General features: G+C 50.8%; 24 protein-coding genes and 1 pseudogene. 22 read left to right on the top strand and 3 right to left on the bottom strand.

Features of this window, described 5'->3' with window-relative positions; genetic code table 11:
- Positions 1–148 precede the first annotated feature (148 nt).
- Complete coding sequence (locus ACZ5N7_RS06180) at positions 149–337, bottom strand: hypothetical protein (protein ID WP_464658247.1); 189 nt, start codon at positions 335–337, stop codon at positions 149–151.
- 131 nt (positions 338–468) lie between these two features.
- On the opposite strand from ACZ5N7_RS06180, the gene ACZ5N7_RS06175 reads away from it, so the two are divergent.
- The 6 genes from ACZ5N7_RS06175 to ACZ5N7_RS06150 all read left to right on the top strand — a co-directional run bounded on the left by ACZ5N7_RS06175 (position 469) and on the right by ACZ5N7_RS06150 (position 3,979).
- Positions 469–993, top strand: coding sequence for a hypothetical protein (locus tag ACZ5N7_RS06175; RefSeq protein ID WP_464658246.1), 525 nt, complete (start codon positions 469–471; stop codon positions 991–993).
- Between the two features lie 16 nt (positions 994–1,009).
- On the top strand, positions 1,010–1,324 hold the full coding sequence (locus ACZ5N7_RS06170; protein ID WP_464658245.1) for a thioredoxin family protein: 315 nt from the start codon (positions 1,010–1,012) through the stop codon (positions 1,322–1,324).
- Positions 1,321–1,704, top strand: a complete 384-nt coding sequence (kapB, locus tag ACZ5N7_RS06165) for a kinase-associated lipoprotein KapB (protein WP_464658244.1) — start codon at positions 1,321–1,323, stop codon at positions 1,702–1,704. Before ACZ5N7_RS06170 ends, kapB begins: the two co-directional genes overlap by 4 nt.
- Before the next feature lie 136 nt (positions 1,705–1,840).
- On the top strand, positions 1,841–2,914 hold the full coding sequence (locus tag ACZ5N7_RS06160) for a Gfo/Idh/MocA family protein (protein ID WP_464658243.1): 1,074 nt from the start codon (positions 1,841–1,843) through the stop codon (positions 2,912–2,914).
- A gap of 101 nt (positions 2,915–3,015) precedes the next feature.
- Positions 3,016–3,558: a trimeric intracellular cation channel family protein gene (locus ACZ5N7_RS06155; protein WP_464659161.1), complete on the top strand. Its 543-nt coding sequence runs from the start codon at positions 3,016–3,018 to the stop codon at positions 3,556–3,558.
- Positions 3,559–3,712: 154 nt separating this feature from the next.
- Positions 3,713–3,979 (top strand): hypothetical protein, encoded by a 267-nt coding sequence (locus tag ACZ5N7_RS06150; protein ID WP_464658242.1) that lies wholly within the window; start codon positions 3,713–3,715, stop codon positions 3,977–3,979.
- Here ACZ5N7_RS06150 and ACZ5N7_RS06145 read toward each other — a convergent pair.
- The gene (locus ACZ5N7_RS06145; protein WP_464658241.1) at positions 3,936–4,262 is read right to left on the bottom strand and encodes a winged helix-turn-helix transcriptional regulator; all 327 of its coding nucleotides are present in this window, start codon (positions 4,260–4,262) and stop codon (positions 3,936–3,938) included. The two genes, ACZ5N7_RS06150 and ACZ5N7_RS06145, sit on opposite strands and share 44 nt — an antisense overlap.
- 426 nt (positions 4,263–4,688) lie before the next feature.
- On the opposite strand from ACZ5N7_RS06145, the gene ACZ5N7_RS06140 reads away from it, so the two are divergent.
- From ACZ5N7_RS06140 to ACZ5N7_RS06115, 6 genes and pseudogenes are all read left to right on the top strand, one after another.
- Positions 4,689–5,519 carry an alpha/beta hydrolase gene (locus ACZ5N7_RS06140; protein ID WP_464658240.1) on the top strand — a complete coding sequence of 277 codons (831 nt, stop codon included), beginning with the start codon at positions 4,689–4,691 and terminating at the stop codon, positions 5,517–5,519.
- Between the two features lie 67 nt (positions 5,520–5,586).
- Positions 5,587–6,408: an alpha/beta hydrolase gene (locus ACZ5N7_RS06135; protein ID WP_464658239.1), complete on the top strand. Its 822-nt coding sequence runs from the start codon at positions 5,587–5,589 to the stop codon at positions 6,406–6,408.
- 129 nt (positions 6,409–6,537) lie between these two features.
- The gene (locus ACZ5N7_RS06130) at positions 6,538–7,080 is read left to right on the top strand and encodes a chromate transporter (protein WP_464658238.1); all 543 of its coding nucleotides are present in this window, start codon (positions 6,538–6,540) and stop codon (positions 7,078–7,080) included.
- A gap of 149 nt (positions 7,081–7,229) precedes the next feature.
- Positions 7,230–7,727 carry a metallophosphoesterase family protein gene (locus ACZ5N7_RS06125; protein ID WP_464658237.1) on the top strand — a complete coding sequence of 166 codons (498 nt, stop codon included), beginning with the start codon at positions 7,230–7,232 and terminating at the stop codon, positions 7,725–7,727.
- Positions 7,728–7,804: 77 nt separating this feature from the next.
- The gene (ytxJ, locus tag ACZ5N7_RS06120; RefSeq protein ID WP_464658236.1) at positions 7,805–8,146 is read left to right on the top strand and encodes a bacillithiol system redox-active protein YtxJ; all 342 of its coding nucleotides are present in this window, start codon (positions 7,805–7,807) and stop codon (positions 8,144–8,146) included.
- 167 nt (positions 8,147–8,313) lie between these two features.
- A pseudogene (locus ACZ5N7_RS06115) lies at positions 8,314–8,814 on the top strand (low molecular weight protein-tyrosine-phosphatase).
- Between the two features lie 58 nt (positions 8,815–8,872).
- Here the strand turns inward: ACZ5N7_RS06115 and ACZ5N7_RS06110 are convergent.
- Entirely contained in the window at positions 8,873–9,472 is a 600-nt protein-coding gene (locus ACZ5N7_RS06110) for a P-loop nucleotide/nucleoside kinase family protein (RefSeq protein WP_464658235.1), read from the bottom strand.
- A gap of 295 nt (positions 9,473–9,767) precedes the next feature.
- Between ACZ5N7_RS06110 and ACZ5N7_RS06105 the strand changes: the two genes are divergently transcribed.
- The 10 genes from ACZ5N7_RS06105 to glpK all read left to right on the top strand — a co-directional run bounded on the left by ACZ5N7_RS06105 (position 9,768) and on the right by glpK (position 17,426).
- Complete coding sequence (locus tag ACZ5N7_RS06105; RefSeq protein WP_464658234.1) at positions 9,768–10,625, top strand: ABC transporter substrate-binding protein; 858 nt, start codon at positions 9,768–9,770, stop codon at positions 10,623–10,625.
- 124 nt (positions 10,626–10,749) lie between these two features.
- Positions 10,750–11,406 (top strand): amino acid ABC transporter permease, encoded by a 657-nt coding sequence (locus ACZ5N7_RS06100; RefSeq protein WP_464658233.1) that lies wholly within the window; start codon positions 10,750–10,752, stop codon positions 11,404–11,406.
- The gene (locus ACZ5N7_RS06095; protein WP_464658232.1) at positions 11,406–12,128 is read left to right on the top strand and encodes an amino acid ABC transporter ATP-binding protein; all 723 of its coding nucleotides are present in this window, start codon (positions 11,406–11,408) and stop codon (positions 12,126–12,128) included. The genes ACZ5N7_RS06100 and ACZ5N7_RS06095 overlap by 1 nt, the downstream gene beginning before the upstream one ends.
- Positions 12,129–12,243: 115 nt before the next feature.
- Entirely contained in the window at positions 12,244–12,738 is a 495-nt protein-coding gene (locus tag ACZ5N7_RS06090) for a glutathione peroxidase (protein WP_464658231.1), read from the top strand.
- A 38-nt stretch (positions 12,739–12,776) separates the two neighbouring features.
- Positions 12,777–13,634, top strand: a complete 858-nt coding sequence (locus tag ACZ5N7_RS06085; RefSeq protein ID WP_464658230.1) for a carbon-nitrogen hydrolase family protein — start codon at positions 12,777–12,779, stop codon at positions 13,632–13,634.
- 50 nt (positions 13,635–13,684) lie between these two features.
- Positions 13,685–14,353: a GNAT family N-acetyltransferase gene (locus ACZ5N7_RS06080; RefSeq protein ID WP_464658229.1), complete on the top strand. Its 669-nt coding sequence runs from the start codon at positions 13,685–13,687 to the stop codon at positions 14,351–14,353.
- Positions 14,354–14,375: 22 nt separating this feature from the next.
- Positions 14,376–15,047 (top strand): GNAT family N-acetyltransferase, encoded by a 672-nt coding sequence (locus ACZ5N7_RS06075; protein ID WP_464658228.1) that lies wholly within the window; start codon positions 14,376–14,378, stop codon positions 15,045–15,047.
- Positions 15,048–15,108: 61 nt separating this feature from the next.
- A complete protein-coding gene (locus tag ACZ5N7_RS06070) occupies positions 15,109–15,273 on the top strand; it encodes a hypothetical protein (protein ID WP_464658227.1) in 165 nt (54 codons plus the stop codon).
- A 133-nt stretch (positions 15,274–15,406) separates the two neighbouring features.
- Positions 15,407–15,706, top strand: a complete 300-nt coding sequence (locus tag ACZ5N7_RS06065; RefSeq protein ID WP_464658226.1) for a hypothetical protein — start codon at positions 15,407–15,409, stop codon at positions 15,704–15,706.
- A 229-nt stretch (positions 15,707–15,935) separates the two neighbouring features.
- Positions 15,936–17,426, top strand: a complete 1,491-nt coding sequence (glpK, locus tag ACZ5N7_RS06060) for a glycerol kinase GlpK (RefSeq protein WP_464658225.1) — start codon at positions 15,936–15,938, stop codon at positions 17,424–17,426.
- The last annotated feature ends 19 nt before the right edge of the window (positions 17,427–17,445 follow it).

The following is a 17,445-nucleotide window of genomic DNA, read 5'->3' as shown; positions in this document are numbered from 1 at the left end:
AGCGTGCGGCAGCAAAAAGGATGAGCGTTGCCGCTCATCCTTTTGTCTACTCTTTGCCGCCGATTCGGCATGTGCACTCTAATGCGCTGATGCCGGCTGTGCCGTTAGGGCAAGCAGCCTGCTTGCGGCACCGTTAATTGGCAAGCCGCTAGCTTCCGCCGGTTCTGCGGCGCTGGTTATTGGGCTTTTTGTTGTTCTGGCTTTTCATGGCAAGTCCGTTGGTAGCTTTGACATTCGAGCTCAGGCCGTCATTCTGTTTGGCTTGTTTTTTCTGGGCAAGCATTGCTTTAGCGGCTTCCGCCAGGCTTACTTTCTTCGGTTCTTTATCGCCGGACATCGGATACACCTCTTTCTTCATACAGCATGGGCTGTCGGCATGGCCGAGATGCTCTCATTGTAATGGTTTTGGGACGAGGCCGCAATACTAATACTACATTATAACCATTTCATCCGTGCGAAGGAGTATGTATGTTTGACCCAACCATTTACGACAATTTGAAAGTAGTTTTGGAAGGTTCTGTGTACGATCTGGATCTTTCCGGAGCAGTTCGGATATCCGGCCGTCAGGATCAAATCGACCTTTCGACTATGAGCCGGCTTTACCAGATCGAGTTTCGACGGCTGCAAGGCGCTGCCCTTGCGCGAATGCGGCTCAGCACAACCTTGACCGACCTCTCCTCCGAGCTGCTGCAGCGGAAAGGGGAAAAACCGGGCTGTGTGCTGGAAATTCATTTCGAGCTTCCCATCCGCAGCGTGGACAAAGAATGTCGGGCAATTGAGGCTCATCTCAAAGAGACCTGGGGTGACAGGCCGAACATCGTCCAAACCTTGTCGTACGTATATGGGAAGGTGGATCAATCCTATGCGAATGTGATCTCCTTGAATTTCGGCCGGAAGCTGGATGAAAATCAGGTTGACGATCTGCCTTCGCTGACGGCCCACACCCTGGAAAGCCTGGAAAAGCTGGATTCGATGAAGCATGTCAACGTTTAGGCAGGGAGGTTTGAAAGTGGAGGAATTGACCCAGACCCAACTGCAGGAAGCAGTGAGAAACTACACGAGCCCTTTTGCCGTATTTTTTTATACCCCTTTTTGCGGAACCTGTAAAATGGCGGCGAGGATGCTGGACATTGTGCTTGCCGCGGATCCTTCCTTGCCTGTGAAGCAATCGAATCTCTATTTCACTCCCGGCATTACCGCGCAGTGGCAGATCCGGAGCGTGCCCTGCATTGCGATTGTGAAAGAGGGCAGAGCGGCCAGCTTTGTGTATGGAATGCATTCCGTCGACGAATTGTATACGAGATTGAAGGAGGAATTGAAATGAACATAGGGGACAAAGTAACCGCAATGTATAAAACAGGCCGATACATCGGCGAGATCGTGGAACAGACTTCTCCCGCCAAAGCCGCGGTACAAATTCTCGCTGTACTGCAGCATCCGCAGCAAGGAGATCTGCATCAGCCCATGCAGTCGCAGGTGGCCTTTTTTCATCAGCGCAGGGCGCTGGCATTCAAAGAAATCGCACTGATGCCCGTGCACACAGTCAAGCCTTACACCGGTGAAATTCCGGATTACAGGAAGTCGTTGAAGGACGCTTTGGAGGCGCAAATGGAATCGCTGCGTGCAAACGGTGATGAATATTCGGCGAGGGCCCTCCAGGAATTGGAGCTTCTCTCCAAGGACTATTTTCCGGAAGGAAAGTAGTCTTTTTTCCGGATTCGATGCACAAGATAGCATAAATTTATAGCGAAAATTGCGTATAGATATGGCAGCCATCCTATGTTATAGTTGTGCCGATATGATAAAAAACGACAGGAATTACTCTTGGGGGGATTGCTCTATGTCTACGCAAGATATTGTTCGTATTGGAATTATCGGAGCCGGGAATATCGGGACGGTGCATATGAATCACTTCGGCAAGCTTCCGGGTGTGGAGATTGCCGCTTTGACCGACGTTTTTTTGCCGCTTGCCGAGACGAAAGCCAAGGAGCACGGCATTGAGAAGGTATATGCGAATTCGGATGAATTGATCAACGACCCCACAATCGGCACTATCATCGTAGCCGTGTCCAATGAGTGGCATGCCCCCGTGGCCATACGCGCGCTTCAAGCGGGCAAGAACGTGCTGCTGGAGAAGCCGATGGCAGTCTCCCTGGACGCAGCCCGGGAAATCGTCAAAGCGCAGAAAGAATCGGGCACCGTGCTTATGCTGGCGCATCAGATGCGGTGGGAATGGCTGTCCATGCAAATTAAAGACCAGGTGGAAAAAGGGGCTCTCGGCCAGATTTACAATGTCAAGACAGGCTGGATGCGCCGCAAGGGAATTCCGGGGTGGGGCACCTGGTTTACCCAGATGAAAAAGTCCGGCGGCGGGCCGCTGATCGACATCGGCGTCCATATGCTTGACCTGTCCATGCATTTGATGGGGGATACCAAACCGGTCTCCGTCTACGGATCGATTTATTCCGAATTCGGACCGAAGAGGAAAGGAATCGGTTCCTGGGGAACGCCGGACTGGAACGGACTCTATGATGTGGAGGACCTTGCTACCGCATTAATCAAGATGGAGAACGGCACAACGCTTTCTTTGGATGTCAGCTGGGCGGCCCATATGGATACCGACAATCAGCCGTATGTACATCTGCTCGGAACGGAAGGCGGGGCCAGCATCAAAGGACCGAACGGGAAATTGATGACGGAGATGTTCGACCGTACGGTCGATGTGCCGGTTGTCACCCCGGAAGGCGATGAGGGATCAAGGATGCGCATGAGCAGGCATTTTATCGAATGCGTTCGGGAGAACAAAACGCCTGTGACTTCCGTTATGACAGGCTATACGAACAACCTGATCCTCGATGCGATCTATCAATCATCGCGTACTGGACATGAAGTCAGACTCAACTGGGAAATCTAAACAGCAACGGAGGGACGGCATCGCTTTTGAGTGGGGATTTGTTTAGTTTGTTCAGCATTATCGGGACGATCGCATTTGCAGTGAGCGGCGCAGTAGTAGCCATGGAGGAGGAATACGATATCCTCGGCGTGCTTGTGCTGGGGCTTGTCACCGCTTTCGGCGGAGGGGTGGTCCGCAATATTCTGATCGGCATCCCGGTAACGACGCTGTGGGAGCAGGGGATGTTCTTTAAGCTGGCGCTCGCAGCCATGTTTCTTGTCTTTATTTTTCCTATTAAGTGGATTCAGAAATGGAAATCGTGGGAATCGTTGTTTGACGCCATAGGGCTGTCCGCTTTCTCCATCCAGGGAGCGTTGTATGCCGCCCACATGAACCATCCGATCTCTGCAGTTATTGTCGCTGCCATGATGACGGGGATCGGCGGGGGGATTATCCGGGACCTGCTGGCAGGACGCAAGCCTCTTGTTCTCAGGGACGAAATTTACGCGGTGTGGGCGATGCTTGCAGGCTTGATGGTCGGAGTCGGCTGGTTCCAAAATATTTGGGGCCTGCTCACTTTGTTCCTGCTCGTCATTATCTTCAGGATGCTGTCCGTCTTCTTCAAATGGCGTCTGCCCCGACGTTCGCTCAGACCGAAGATATAACCCCGGCGCATGCACCAATACCCTGAAACAGGAAAGGACCTCTTCACCATACCGGTGGAAGGTCCTTTTTTTCATGTGTGAGGTATATAAAAGGGAGGGATGGTCCAATCCTACTAAGGTAAAAAAAATCACCGGAAGAGAGGGGGTTCCATCTATGTCCCTTCGTTATAAAGTTCGGGCGTACTGCACGACCCGCACATGCGATTATATTCAACCGCAGGATCTGATAGAAACTGCCGACCATCATACTTCCATTACTTACGCGATGTCTTTGAATGAATCGGAAAGGTCTCTCGCCTGTCCGCAATGCGGTGATCCGATGCAGTTCTATCCGTTTGCGTCCATCCAGGACGCTCCGCTGCCGGAAGGTGAAGGAGTCAGCCCAACCAATGGTCTCCCCAGTTCTGGACTTCATCCATGACCGGTTTGAGCGCTTTGCCCTTCTCCGTCAATTCATACTCTATACGTACCGGCGTCTCGGGATAGACATTCCGGATAAGGATGCCGGCCGCTTCCAGTTCTTTAAAACGCTCGGCCAGCATTCTGTCGCTCATTCCCGGAATGATGCCGGATATATCCTTGAACCGCTGAGGGCCTTCCATCAGCACCCTGATAATGAGGCCCGTCCAGCGTTTGCCCAACAGCTCAAAAGCATTCTCGAATTTGGGACACAAGTGCATCATATGCTTCTCGTTCAGGCTCATGCTGTTTCCTCCTTTATCTGATTTCTTCTCTGTATCATTTTATTTTAACATAGTTACTTGACAAAAGTAAGGGTTGATTTTTATCGCATGCTTTTATTATAAACCATTTGAGGGGGATTTTCTTCATTGGATGGTATTTTCCTGCGCAGTTTTTCCTTGTAAAATCAGGTGTGCTGAGGTATAACATTCTCTATGCGAACACTGACGATTCTCTCTGTAAAGAGTAAAGGGGACTGGAAAAGAATATGGACAAAACAGATGAGCTGTTCAGATTGGGCCTGCCTGCGGGTTTGGCCGAGGAGCTTGAGAGGAAGATCGAATCCAGGAGGCCTTGGCAGACTTGTGGACGGGGATTGACCGATATACAGATTATATCTTTCACAATCATTTCTGTGCTATCATGTCCTACAGAAAGGAGTATGTTTAATGGAGCGCTCTTTAACGATCACATATGAAAATCAGGATATGGCAGCAACTCTGCACTATCCTTCGCAAGAGCTGAGCGAGTGCGGGAGCCAGCCGTGCCGCTGGCCTTTAATTATAATTTGCCACGGTTTTGTGGGCAGCCGCATCGGTGTAGACCGGCTGTTCGTGAACACAGCCAGAACGCTGTGCTCGGGAGGCTATCTGGTGCTCCGCTTCGACTATGTGGGCTGCGGGGAAAGCACGGGCGATTATGGCGCGGAGGGACTGGACTCGATGATCGCCCAGACGCGGCGGGTTTTGGATTACTGCACCGGCATGGACTTTGTGGACGCGAACCGGGTCGTCCTGTTGGGGCACAGCCTCGGAGGGGCGGTAGCTGTACTCACCGCCGCCCAGGATAAGCGGGTGAAGTCGTTGGTGTTATGGTCCGCGGTGGCGAACCCTCTGCACGACATCGTCAAAATCGTTGGCGAGGAGGCCTATATCCAGGCGCTTCATGAGGTTTCTCTGGATTACCTGGGCTATCAGCTGAAATCCCAATTTTTCGAGTCGCTGTCGCATCACTCGCCGACTCAGCAGATCCGCCAATATGACGGGGATATTCTTCTTTTGCATGGCACAGGCGACGATGTCATCCCTTCCGACTACAGCTGGCTGTTTCAGCGGATTGCATGGCAGCGGCCGAACGGCCAATGCGACCGCGAGCTGATCGAAGGCGCGGACCATACATATTCCAGCCGCCCGCACAGAGAGCAGCTGATCGACGGCACGAGGAAATGGCTTTTCCAAATCGATAAACGAAAAACGGACTGGAACGATTGGACGATCTAGCGGCAAATGGCACCGGAAATATGCTTTCCCTTTCCTTTCTTGTTATAATAATAAGGATGTAATGCAGATGAGGGGAGTGGGAACAGTGGGTGTGAAATCGGTGCCTTTTTTCTCGGGGGCGTTGTTCGGCCGCAAATCTTGTATGGTCTATGTGCCGGACAGTTATGATCAGAATAACCGGGAATATCCGGTAGTTTATTTGCTGCACGGGTTAAACGGAAGCGAGTCGGATTGGACGGAAAAAGGCGATGCCCACCTGACCGTGGAACGAATGGCGGCAGAAGGGAAGCTTCCGGAATGCATCGTAGTGATGCCGAGTGACGGCGGGTACGGCCATGGAACGTTTTACATGGATTGGTATGACGGTACGGGAAACTTCGAGCAGTATATCATCTGCGATTTGATCCCGTTTATCGACAGCACTTACCGTACGATCGCTTCACGTGAAGGAAGGGCTGTATGCGGGCTGTCCATGGGCGGCTACGGCGCAGTGATGCTTGCTCTGAAAAATCCGGAGGTTTTCGGAAGCGCCGCCAGTCTGTCGGGTGCCTTGGCTTCCTTGAAACAAATGTCTCTCTATGATTACGCCCGCTCTGATTTTGGCCGTATGCTGGGACCGCAGCATGGCGCCTACGCCGAAAAGTACGATATTTACGATTTATCGGCCACAATGAGAATACAGGAACGGCGGCCTGCGATTTATTTTAACTGCGGCAGAGGCGATTATTTGTTTGATTTTAACCAGGCGTTTAACCTCCATCTGGAGAGCATCGGCTACGGCCACCGCATGGAAAAATTTGAAGGCGAACACAACTGGGATTATTGGAAGAAGCATCTTCCAGACGCGTTAGTTTTTCTGAATTCTTGTCTGCCTCACCTCCATCGCTGAAGCAGGGGGTTTTTTTTGCGTTATGTTTTGGGGTCGGCTATATGCAGTATTGCCGGGTAATTGTATCGTAAAATAAGTCTGATCTGGTATTAGTGGAATAATACTTCTAGAGAGACCGGTGATTCATTCGTGCTTCAGTTATGGAATTTATTCATCTCTTTTGCAAGGGCGACCCTGCTCGGCTATGGAGGCGGCCCCTCCATTATTCCGCTTTACGAGCATGAGGTTGTACAGCGATACCATTGGCTGGGCAAGGAGGATTTCGGGGAGGCGCTGGCCTTCGCCAATGCGCTGCCGGGACCGATCGCTACGAAGCTTGCCGCATACATAGGCTTCAAAGTCGCCGGATGGCTCGGAGCGCTGGCGGCTGTATCCGCCGTCGTGCTGCCTACGGCTCTTCTGATGATCGCACTGGTCGGTGTAATGTTCAAGCTCTCCAATAACGCCTTCATCCGCGGCATGATCAAAGGAGTACAGCCGGTTATTTTCGTCATGATGGCGATGCTGGCTTACGATTTTGCCAAATTTGCATTCCGCGAATCTCCCGGACCTATCCCGTTCATCCCATTTGCCATTGCAGCCGCATTCTTCATTTCCATTCAATATTTAGGCCTGAATGCGGTCTGGGGAATATTGGGCTCGCTGCTGATCGGGGCTTTGTTCCTGAGATAATGCCGCTGCGTCACCCGCCACGCGCAGTTCCCGGCGCGCGTTACGGTTGCTGCATGACGTCGATCGAACCTCGGTAGCCCGGGGCCGGCGGAGCAGCTCGCAGTCACAGTTTTGTCAACGGGAATTGACTAAAGGAGGAAGAGCAAAGTATGCTTTTAGGCATCGTATCGGATACCCATATGCCGCAGCGCACAAAGAAGCTGCCGGAAACGCTCGTGCGCGGGCTGCAGGGTGTCGACCGGATCCTGCACGCCGGGGACTGGGTCAGTCCGGATGTGATCGGCTTGTTCGAAGCGATCGCTCCGGTTGACGGAGTGGCGGGCAACAACGACGGTGATGACATTATAAACAGGCTGGGCCGCAAAAAAATTGTCCAGCTTGCCGGATACCGAATCGGGCTTGTACATGGAGACTCTCCCTCAAGGACAACGGAAGCGGCGGCGAGGCACGCTTTTGCCAAGGAGCGGGTGGATGCTATTGTGTTTGGCCACTCGCATATTCCTTTGCTTAAGGAAGCGGACGGGCTGATACTTTTTAACCCCGGCTCGCCCACCGATAAAAGAAGTCAGCCGCGCTATTCTTACGGAATTATTGAGCTTGGGGAAATGTTGTCCGCACGCCATTATTTTTATGACAGCAAGGAATAGCTTGGGACGATTAGACTTCGATCCTGTTTTGTCCTATAATCACAATTACAGCCGCATTTTGGAAAGGAGCAGCGATCATGCAGAAATGGAAAGAAATTAACACGATCGAAGAGTGGAACCAAGCTTATAACCAATCGGGAGAAAAGCCTTTTATTATTTTGAAGCACAGCACAACTTGCCCGGTATCAGCCAACGCGCTCAAGGAATACGAGGAATTTTTGGGCACGGAGCCTGAAGAGGATATGGATTATTTACTGGTAAAGGTGATCGAATCCCGGCCGGTTTCCAATCAGATCGCTCAGGATCTGGGCGTTCAGCACGCATCCCCGCAGATCATTTATGTCAAGGATAAAGCGTCCTATTGGAACGCGTCGCACTGGGCGGTTACGGTAGAACACATCAAAGCCGTTGTTGATTAATCGGGAGTCAAGGCCTTGGCCTTGGCTTTTTTGTTACGTTAAAGAAAAATTCGCTAAAGGATTAAAGCGAAATGGTGTTACCAAGAAAACCTGCCTTTAAAACGCGGTCGCTCATGCTTTTATATCCTCGATAAAGGTTTTCTTAATTTCGGAAAGGAGTGAGCGGTTTGATCAAAGTTCTCTTTGTCTGCTTGGGCAACATCTGCAGGTCGCCGATGGCGGAAGCTCTGATAAGGCATCTCATTCGGGAAGAAGGGCTTCAAAACCGGATAGAGGCAGACTCTGCCGGCACAGGAGATTGGCATGTCGGACATCCTCCCCATGAGGGCACGCGAACAATTTTGACCGTAAAAGGAATCGATTATTCGGGGCTCAAAGCTCGGCAGATTGCGGCCTAGGACGCGGAGGAATTTCACTACATCATTGCTATGGACTCCAGAAACAAGAAGGATATCGAGCAGCTGATACCGGGGAACGAGGCCGGAGGCAATCGTCCATCCCGCCAAGGGGGACCGCACATTATGCAGCTGTTGGACCTCGTTCCGGATAGTGCCGTGAGAGATGTGCCGGATCCCTATTATACGGGGAATTTTGAAGAAGTGTACGCTTTGGTAGACGCCGGCTGCCGCCGGCTGCTTCAGCATATCAAGCGGGAAGAAAACCTGTAAATCGGAGCTGGCCCGAGCTTTGTTTCATATCTAAGGGATATCTGAAAAAGAAACCTCTTTAGGCCTCTTTTTCGTTACCATAAACGAATCGCTCGAGCAGCGAAATTTTTTCTTCGGAAAGCGGCCCCGAGTTGTCGAAATAAAGAATCGAGGAAAGGGGAAGGTTCCATTTGATTTCGCGAAGCGCAAGGGATCGACTAAAATCGTCCCAGTTCTGCAGCTTCCACTCATCCCAAGCCGAGCCTCTTTCCTCAATGCGGAGCCGGTAAAGCCGCTCGTCAGGCAGAAATATGCAAGCCGCTTTGGCGTCAACGTCCCGCTGTGATGCACTAATGCGCGACAGCTCCCTATCGAGCCAAAAAGGGTCTTCGGTCTCTTTGGTAAAGGGTCCGACGACAAAAACGTCCGCTCCAAGCTCAACATTCTCCAATGCTGCGTCCATCGTGATGCGGTAGCCTAAATCACGGCAGCGGGTTTTATAAACGGGCGAATCACGATCGTTCGGATCATGCCCGGAAAGGGCCATGATCGCCTGAGCGGCAGGCCGGGACAGCGTGTCCATGTCGAGAAAAGCCGCCCGGCGCCTTTTCGCCAACGCTTTGGCGAGTGTCGTTTTCCCCGCAGCGGCGGGACCCAAGAAAAAAACCAGTTTTCTCATGTATACCTCCGGCGACGTATTAGAACCATTTTACAATAAAGGTCAAAATGCTGTGAGAAAGTTTAATTTCGTTCAGATTCTCGTTCTATTATAGCTTAGGCCATTTAAGTCCGCGACATTGCGGGCTTTTTTCTTTTCGCACAATTTTCTACGAGTTTTTGAGAGATGCTGTATAAAGATATTGTGAAAAAAAACTTGTGAAAAAAGATTGTAAAATGATTCGCAAACCTTTATACTAATCAATTATAAATATTTATACAAACTTATAAATATACAGTCTTAGGGGGAAAGAACCATGTTGAAGAAAAAGTCTCTGCTTTTATTGACCGTTGTCCTATTAATCGCGGTATTCACAGCCGCCTGCGGCACTAAGTCGTCCGCCCCAACACCTGCACCGGCGTCAAAAGACAGCAATACCAGCCAGGGCTCCGGGGAAACAGGCAAGCTGGCCGATATTAAGAAAGCGAAGAAGCTTGTTTTGGCGACAAGCGCCGACTATCCTCCTTACGAATTCCACAAAGTGGTGAACGGTAAAGATGAAATTGTCGGTTTCGATATCGAGATTGCCAAAGAAATCGCCAAGCAGCTGGGCGTTGAACTGGAAATAAAGGATATCAAATTTGACGGACTGCTGGCGGCTCTGCAAGGCGGAACGGTTGATATGGTCATCTCGGGAATGACGCCGACGGAAGAAAGAAAGAAAAACGTGGATTTCTCCAAAATGTACTACACTGCCGTTCAGAGCGTAGTTGTAAGAGCGGAAGACAAAGACAAATATAAGAAGCTGGAAGACCTGAAAGGTCTCAAAATCGGAGTACAAAAGAGCTCAATCCAGGAAGATATGGCCAAAAAGCAAATACCGGACGCTCAGCTCAAGCAGCTCAGCAAACTTCCTGATTTGATGCAAGAGCTGAAGAATAAGCGGGTAGACGCTGTCGTTGCCGAGCTGCCTGTAGCGCAATCTTTTATCTCCAAGAATAAGGACCTTGTTATTGGCGAGCCTAAGCCTGTGGATGAAACAGGCGGATCCGCGATCGCCTTCAAGAAAGGCAGCGGCCAGCTGGTGGATGAAGTAAACAAGACGATTGACAAGCTGGCAGCCGATAAGAAAATAGAGCAGTTTGTAACCGACGCGAACCTTTTGGTGGAATAGATTAAACGGAATCAGCCAGTGAAAATAGCGGAAGCTCTCCGCTATTTTCTTGTTTTCCGTCAAATTATGGTATATTTTATGAGAAGTTAATCAGCATATGGACAGTAAATGGAGGTTGGTCCGGTTGGGTTTGAATTTTTCTTGGTTGGTGGAGTATTATCCGCTCTTAATTGAAGGCGCCAAAATGACTTTATATCTTTCTTTCTTTACCGTGCTGTTTGGCGTCGTTCTCGGCTCCCTGCTTGCGTTTATGAGGCAGTCGAATATAGCGCCGTTGAAAGCTGCAGCCGTGGCCTGGATCGAATTTATCCGAGGCACGCCGCTGCTTGTCCAGGTGTACTTGATCTACTTTGCCATCATGCCTGCGGTGTTCGGCAGCAATTTCTCAGAAGTCGTGGCGGGTATCATTGCTCTATCGATCAACAGCTCTGCCTACATCGCGGAAATTTTCCGCGGCGGGATCCAATCGGTGGACAAGGGCCAGACGGAAGCGGCCAGGTCACTGGGAATGCCGGGATCGATGGCGATGCGCCTTATCGTATTCCCGCAAGCGCTCCGTAACGTTCTTCCCGCGCTGGGCAATGAATTTATCGTTGTAATAAAAGAATCATCGATAGTCTCCGTCATCGGACTGCATGAACTGATGTTCAGCGCGGATACGATCAGAGGAGCGAAATACCTTGCGTTCGAGCCGTTGATTGCGGTGGCTGCCATTTACTTTGTGATGACCTATACGCTGTCCAAACTGCTTGGTGTCGCTGAAAGGAGAATGAGCAACTGATGCTGGATGTGAAGGATCTGCATATATCGTTCGGAAAACTGGATGTTTTGAAAGGCATCGACATCGGAATTGACAAAGGAGAAGTGGTGGTAGTGATCGGTCCCAGCGGTTCGGGAAAGAGCACATTCTTGCGCTGCCTGAATCTGCTTGAGGTGCCTACGCGGGGCGAGATCGTTCTGGAAGGCGTTTCGGTCCTGGACAAAAAGAACAACATCAATAAATTGCGGCAAAAAATGGGAATGGTGTTCCAGCAGTTCAATCTGTTCCCGCATTTGTCCGTGCTGGACAACATTACGCTCGCTCCACGCAGGCTGAAGGGATTGTCCAAGGAGGAAGCGAACAAAGTCGCGCATGACCTGCTTGCGAAGGTAGGCTTGTCGGATAAGGCGGGAAGCTATCCTTCCCAGCTGTCTGGCGGCCAGAAGCAGCGGATCGCGATAGCTAGGGCTCTCGCGATGAAGCCGGATGTAATGCTGTTCGACGAACCGACTTCTGCGCTTGATCCGGAAATGGTCGGAGAGGTTCTCGATGTGATGAAGAAGCTGGCGAAGGGCGGCATGACGATGGTAGTCGTCACTCACGAAATGGGCTTTGCCCGTGAAGTTGGAGACCGGCTGGTCTTTATGGACGGCGGCAAAATCGTCGAAGAGGGCAAGCCGGCGGAGGTTTTCGCCAACCCTCAGCATCCGCGCACTCAGGACTTCTTAAGTAAAATACTGTAGGATCCGTCGAGGCCCGTTAACCCTTCCGATACAGCGGCCAGGTTTTCGGGCCTTTTTGTGCCCAGGGTACTGCAATGCTATAATAAAAGAAATCCAAAAAAAGGGAGTGAGTGATGTGGCAGATACCTTCTACGTTTTGAAAGCGACCCGAGCGAACGGGGAAGAAATTTCATTGGAAGCTTATAAAGGCAAAGCACTGCTTATTGTAAACGTGGCTTCCGCCTGTGGTTTTACGCCTCAATATGCGGGGCTTGAACAGCTATACCAGAACTACAAAAACCAGGGACTGCGTGTCCTCGGATTTCCCTGCAACGATTTCGGAGGCCAGGAGCCGGGTACGATGGAAGAGATCCAGCAGTTCTGCTCGACCAACTACGGCGTGACATTCGAACTTTTTCAAAAAGTGGAGATATTGGGTGACTCCCCGCATCCTTTGTATGGGTATCTGATGGAAAATGCGGAACCTGCAGGCAAAGTGCAGTGGAATTTTGAAAAATTTCTGGTTTCCAAAGACGGTGATATCTTGGCCAGGTTCGGCAGCAAGGTGGCTCCCGGCGACGAGGAACTGGTCAGCAAAGTGGAAGCCGCGTTAAACCAGAAAATCGAGTAAAACATAGCCAGCATGGGCGACAGGAGGAATCGACAGCGATGAAAGTAAGAGTTTCTGCGGTACAATATCATCTGCATACGATTTCAGCGTTTAGCGAATTTGCCGCGCAAGTGGAGCATTACGTTAAAACGGCTGCTGAGTTCGAACCGGATTTTATTCTTTTTCCCGAATTGTTCACTACACAGCTGATGTCGATCGGAGATGGGAGTGGGCGGGCTCTTTCCATTAACGAACTGCCTGAATTTACGGACGAATATATCGGTTTATTCACCTCCTTGGCTAAGCAGCATGATGTACATATCATCGGAGGGACACATATCATCCGCAGAGGCGACCGCCTGCTGAATAACGCTTATTTGTTCTATCCGGACGGGACATGGGACGAGCAGAACAAGCTCCATATCACTCCAACGGAAGTCAAGGAATGGAATATGGAGAAGGGCGACGGGCTAAAGGTGTTCCAGACCTCGAAGGGAAAAATCGCCATTCTCATTTGTTATGACATGGAATTCCCGGAGATTGTCAGGATGGCCAAAGCTAGAGGAGCTGACATTCTATTCTGTCCTTCCTGCACGGATGACCGCCATGGCTTTCATAGGGTGCGTTATACAAACCATGCCAGAGCGGTGGAAAATCAGGTGTATACTGTAGTCACGGGTACGGTGGGATCGCTGCCGACGGTTGATTTTATGAGGGGGAATTTCGGGCAAGCAGCGGTAATAACGCCGAATGACGTGCCTTTTCCTCCCCAAGGTATATTGGCTGAAGGTGAAATCAACCATGACACGGTCATTACGGCGGATTTGGACCTCGATCTGCTTTACGAAGTAAGGGAACGCGGTTCAGTGACCACCTGGCGGGACCGGAGAACCGATCTTTATCCCGATTGGGAGTAGGACGGCAAGAACATCAGAGCAAACTGCTCAGCAGCTTGGGAGGCGAAGGAATGTACCGCAAAAGGCTGTATGTTTTTGACGGCGACCGTTCGGTACATGCGATTGTCCGAAATTATACGGCAGACGATTTTGACGACCTGATCCGTATTCAGCAGATAAGCTTTCCTCCGCCGTTTCCTTCCGAGCTTTGGTGGAACAAAGAACAGCTGGCGAGCCATGTGCAGCATTGCCCGCAAGGGGCACTGTGTGTTGAACTGGACGGAGTGGTAGCCGGCTCTATTACAGGGCTTATCATTCAGTTCGATGAGGACCAGCCGGAGCATACGTGGGAGGAGGTCACCGACAGCGGCTATATCCGCAATCATAACCCGCACGGGGATACTCTGTATGTTGTTGACATTTGCGTGGAGCCTGCCTATCGTAAGTTTGGCCTTGCCAAATTGATGATGCACTCCATGTATGAAACCGTGGTTCATTTGGGACTCGCACGGCTGTTGGGAGGCGGGAGGATGCCCGGTTACGGCCAGTATGCCGCCGAGATGTCTGCGGAGCACTATCTTGAGCATGTGCTGGCAGGGCGGAAAAAGGATCCGGTGATCACTTTTTTGCTGCGCTGCGGCAGAACCCCCGTCAGAGTATTGAAGGAGTATGTGAAAGATGAGGAATCGCGCAATTATGCGGTTTTAATGGAATGGAGCAATCCTTTCATCCAAAATTAATCGAGATCGGAGGAGAAGATACGTGGAATATATACGCATTAACGATATTGGCAATCCGCTGTTCGCTCAGATGCACCGGATGATGCAGAACATTTTTCCGCCGGAGGAAGTGCTGGAATTCAGCCTATGGAAAGAGCCGCTGGAAGATCCCGGAATTCGGGTGTTTGTTGCTGTGCATGAAGGAGAAGTGGTGGGGGCGACGGAGTACCGCTATTATGAAGATACCAATACCGCTATGACCGATTTTACGATTATTGGCAGGGAAGGGCTTGCAATCGGCAGATTCCTGACGGAACAGCGAAGCAAGGATTTGTTCGCTCTGGCGGAAGCTGCAGGCAAGAAGCTGCGCGGCATGTTTGCCGAAATATACAATCCTTATCTGGTGGAGGACGAAGGGTTTGGCGGGGTAAAGCCGATGAATCCTTTTGTGCGCAGGGAGGTGCTGTCTCATATGGGATACCGCCGATTGGACTTCACTTATGTGCACCCTTCCTGGAAAAATGACGGGGAAGTCGTGACCGGACTTGATCTGTGCTTTCTGCCGTATGACGGGAACGAGGAATCCATAGAAGCTGGCCTGGTTGCCGCTTTCTTAAGGCGCTACTACGCCGCTCTCTCCGAAAAGCCTCAGCAGTGGGAAGAGATGGTACAGGCTCTGGAGAAAAAAGATGAGATCAAGCTGCTGCCGCTGTGATTATTCTTGCTGAAAAGGGGAACACTATTATTTATCGAAAAAATAGATAGGAGTGACCTTTATGCCGGGGGATTACCGTTTTGCCGATCTTGAAGACCGGACGGATTTAATAAAAGAAATCGCGGAGCTGGAAGCAAAGCTTGGGCAGGCGACCGGTGACGATGTCACGCTGATCGCATACAGCAAAACAGAAGATTTGGGATGCCGAGCTTCTCTCGACGACTAGTAACCTGCCATGGGCGGGTTCTTTTTTTGGCTTTTGCCGGATAATGAAAGGATGGATGTTCTATGCGGAATGTGCTGCTTTCGACTATAATGGTTACAGCCCAAATATACAATAATTCGTGAAGGAGGCTGCGATGAACAAATACGGTTCCGAGCGGTACCTGGACAGCCAATTCACTTTATTGATCAAAGAAGTGGAAACGCAGCAGCAGTGGTTGAACGTTTATATGGATCTGATTTTTGCGGAAGGGTCCGTCAAGCCGGAGGAGCTTCAGGATCCGAGTCTGCTGGTTATCGCCACGCACGACGGAGACATCATTCAGATCGTCCTGCTGGAGGAAGACTGTGACAGCGAATTTTTGCTTTCTCCCGGAGAAAAGGAACTTGTCAGAAGCTTTTTTTTCGAGCATTGGAACACGATTAATAGGAAGTAAACACAACCATACTCTGATTCTCTTTGAGTGAATATTGATCCGGAGAAGCCGAGAGCCAGACAAGAAAATCCTTTAAGAGGGTATTTGGTCGGCTCTCTTTTTCTATCGTCCAACCAAGACAAATACATTTCCATCCGGCGCTTTCATTATTAACGGATCGAATAAAGGCTATCAGGCTGCTGTTATTGTATACTTACATTAATTCATATCTATTCAGGGGGGAATTCAGATGGAACAGTACATATTATCCTTAGACCAGGGAACGACCAGCTCTCGCGCCATCTTGTTCAATAAATCCGGGGATATCGTCTATACCGCCCAAAAAGAACTTACGCAATATTTTCCGAAGCCGGGTTGGGTTGAGCAGAATGCCTATGAAATTTGGAGCTCCATCCTGGCCGTTATAGCTTCCTGTTTGTCCGAGTCGGGTGTGAAAGCGCAGCAAATCGCGGGCATAGGGATCACCAACCAGCGGGAAACTGCCGTGGTCTGGGAGAAAGCTACGGGGAAACCGGTTTATAACGCTATAGTATGGCAATCCCGCCAAACGTCGGGCATTTGCGAGGAGCTTAGAGCGAAGGGACTGAGCGATCTTTTCCGGGACAAAACAGGCCTGCTGATCGATCCATACTTTTCCGGCACAAAAGTAAAGTGGATCCTCGACAACGTAGGGGGGGCAAGAGAGCAAGCGGACAAGGGTGAGCTTCTTTTCGGAACGATCGACACCTGGCTCATATGGAAGCTGTCGGGAGGTAAAGTTCACGCCACAGACTACTCCAACGCCTCCAGGACGCTAATGTATAATATTTATGAGCTGCAATGGGATGACGAGCTTCTGGAGTATTTATCGGTTCCAAAATCGATGCTGCCGGAGGTACGGCCGTCATCCGAGGTGTACGGACACACGGTGGACTATCATTTCTTCGGATGCCACGTTCCTATCGCAGGTGCGGCGGGTGACCAGCAGGCGGCTTTGTTCGGGCAGGCCTGTTACGAGAAAGGAATGGTCAAGAATACGTACGGCACGGGCTGTTTTATGCTGATGAACACCGGGGAGAAGCCGGTCAAATCCGCACAGGGGTTAATTACGACACTCGCATGGGGACTGGGCGGCAAAGTGGAGTATGCGCTCGAAGGAAGCATTTTCGTGGCGGGCTCCGCGATCCAATGGCTGCGTGACGGGCTGCGTATGTTTAGAGATGCCAAGGACAGTGAATCCTACGCGGACCGGGTGCCAAGCACGGAGGGCGTTTATTTTGTTCCCGCTTTTGTAGGCTTGGGGAGCCCCTATTGGGACAGCGATGTGAGAGGCGCCATGTTCGGCTTGACCCGGGGCACGACCAAGGAACACTTCGTACGCGCGGCTTTGGAAGCGCTGGCTTATCAGACGAAAGACGTGCTGACCGCGATGGAACAAGATTCCGGTATACCGATACCCGCCTTGCGTGTGGACGGGGGTGCGGTCAGGAACAACTTTCTCATGGGCTTTCAGAGCGATATACTGGGTATTCCGGTCGAGCGGGCAGTGATTAACGAGACGACCGCGCTTGGTGCGGCATATCTTGCAGGTCTCGCAGTAGGATATTGGAAGGATCAAAGTGAAATTTGCGAAAAATGGAAGGCTGACCGCCGTTTTGAGCCGCAAATGCAGGAGGATGTTAAGGACAGTCTCTATGCCGGTTGGAAAAAAGCGGTAAACGCAGCAAGAGCTTATAAATAAAGCTGTCCGGACGAGTTTG

This window comes from Paenibacillus sp. JCM 18996 (assembly GCF_055392555.1).
Note: the sequence above shows the minus strand (reverse complement) of the source record. Positions and strands in the feature narration are given on the sequence as shown.

What these genes read in the sequence shown, in the direction of transcription:
- ACZ5N7_RS06180 (WP_464658247.1), bottom strand. Translation starts at nt 337, where the DNA reads ATGTCCGGCGATAAAGAACCGAAGAAAGTAAGCCTGGCGGAAGCCGCT.
- ACZ5N7_RS06175 (WP_464658246.1), top strand. Translation starts at nt 469, where the DNA reads ATGTTTGACCCAACCATTTACGACAATTTGAAAGTAGTTTTGGAAGGT.
- kapB (WP_464658244.1), top strand. Translation starts at nt 1,321, where the DNA reads ATGAACATAGGGGACAAAGTAACCGCAATGTATAAAACAGGCCGATAC.
- ACZ5N7_RS06160 (WP_464658243.1), top strand. Translation starts at nt 1,841, where the DNA reads ATGTCTACGCAAGATATTGTTCGTATTGGAATTATCGGAGCCGGGAAT.
- ACZ5N7_RS06155 (WP_464659161.1), top strand. Translation starts at nt 3,016, where the DNA reads ATGGAGGAGGAATACGATATCCTCGGCGTGCTTGTGCTGGGGCTTGTC.
- ACZ5N7_RS06150 (WP_464658242.1), top strand. Translation starts at nt 3,713, where the DNA reads ATGTCCCTTCGTTATAAAGTTCGGGCGTACTGCACGACCCGCACATGC.
- ACZ5N7_RS06145 (WP_464658241.1), bottom strand. Translation starts at nt 4,262, where the DNA reads ATGAGCCTGAACGAGAAGCATATGATGCACTTGTGTCCCAAATTCGAG.
- ACZ5N7_RS06140 (WP_464658240.1), top strand. Translation starts at nt 4,689, where the DNA reads ATGGAGCGCTCTTTAACGATCACATATGAAAATCAGGATATGGCAGCA.
- ACZ5N7_RS06135 (WP_464658239.1), top strand. Translation starts at nt 5,587, where the DNA reads ATGAGGGGAGTGGGAACAGTGGGTGTGAAATCGGTGCCTTTTTTCTCG.
- ACZ5N7_RS06125 (WP_464658237.1), top strand. Translation starts at nt 7,230, where the DNA reads ATGCTTTTAGGCATCGTATCGGATACCCATATGCCGCAGCGCACAAAG.
- ytxJ (WP_464658236.1), top strand. Translation starts at nt 7,805, where the DNA reads ATGCAGAAATGGAAAGAAATTAACACGATCGAAGAGTGGAACCAAGCT.
- ACZ5N7_RS06110 (WP_464658235.1), bottom strand. Translation starts at nt 9,472, where the DNA reads ATGAGAAAACTGGTTTTTTTCTTGGGTCCCGCCGCTGCGGGGAAAACG.
- ACZ5N7_RS06105 (WP_464658234.1), top strand. Translation starts at nt 9,768, where the DNA reads ATGTTGAAGAAAAAGTCTCTGCTTTTATTGACCGTTGTCCTATTAATC.
- ACZ5N7_RS06095 (WP_464658232.1), top strand. Translation starts at nt 11,406, where the DNA reads ATGCTGGATGTGAAGGATCTGCATATATCGTTCGGAAAACTGGATGTT.
- ACZ5N7_RS06085 (WP_464658230.1), top strand. Translation starts at nt 12,777, where the DNA reads ATGAAAGTAAGAGTTTCTGCGGTACAATATCATCTGCATACGATTTCA.
- ACZ5N7_RS06080 (WP_464658229.1), top strand. Translation starts at nt 13,685, where the DNA reads ATGTACCGCAAAAGGCTGTATGTTTTTGACGGCGACCGTTCGGTACAT.
- ACZ5N7_RS06070 (WP_464658227.1), top strand. Translation starts at nt 15,109, where the DNA reads ATGCCGGGGGATTACCGTTTTGCCGATCTTGAAGACCGGACGGATTTA.
- ACZ5N7_RS06065 (WP_464658226.1), top strand. Translation starts at nt 15,407, where the DNA reads ATGAACAAATACGGTTCCGAGCGGTACCTGGACAGCCAATTCACTTTA.
- glpK (WP_464658225.1), top strand. Translation starts at nt 15,936, where the DNA reads ATGGAACAGTACATATTATCCTTAGACCAGGGAACGACCAGCTCTCGC.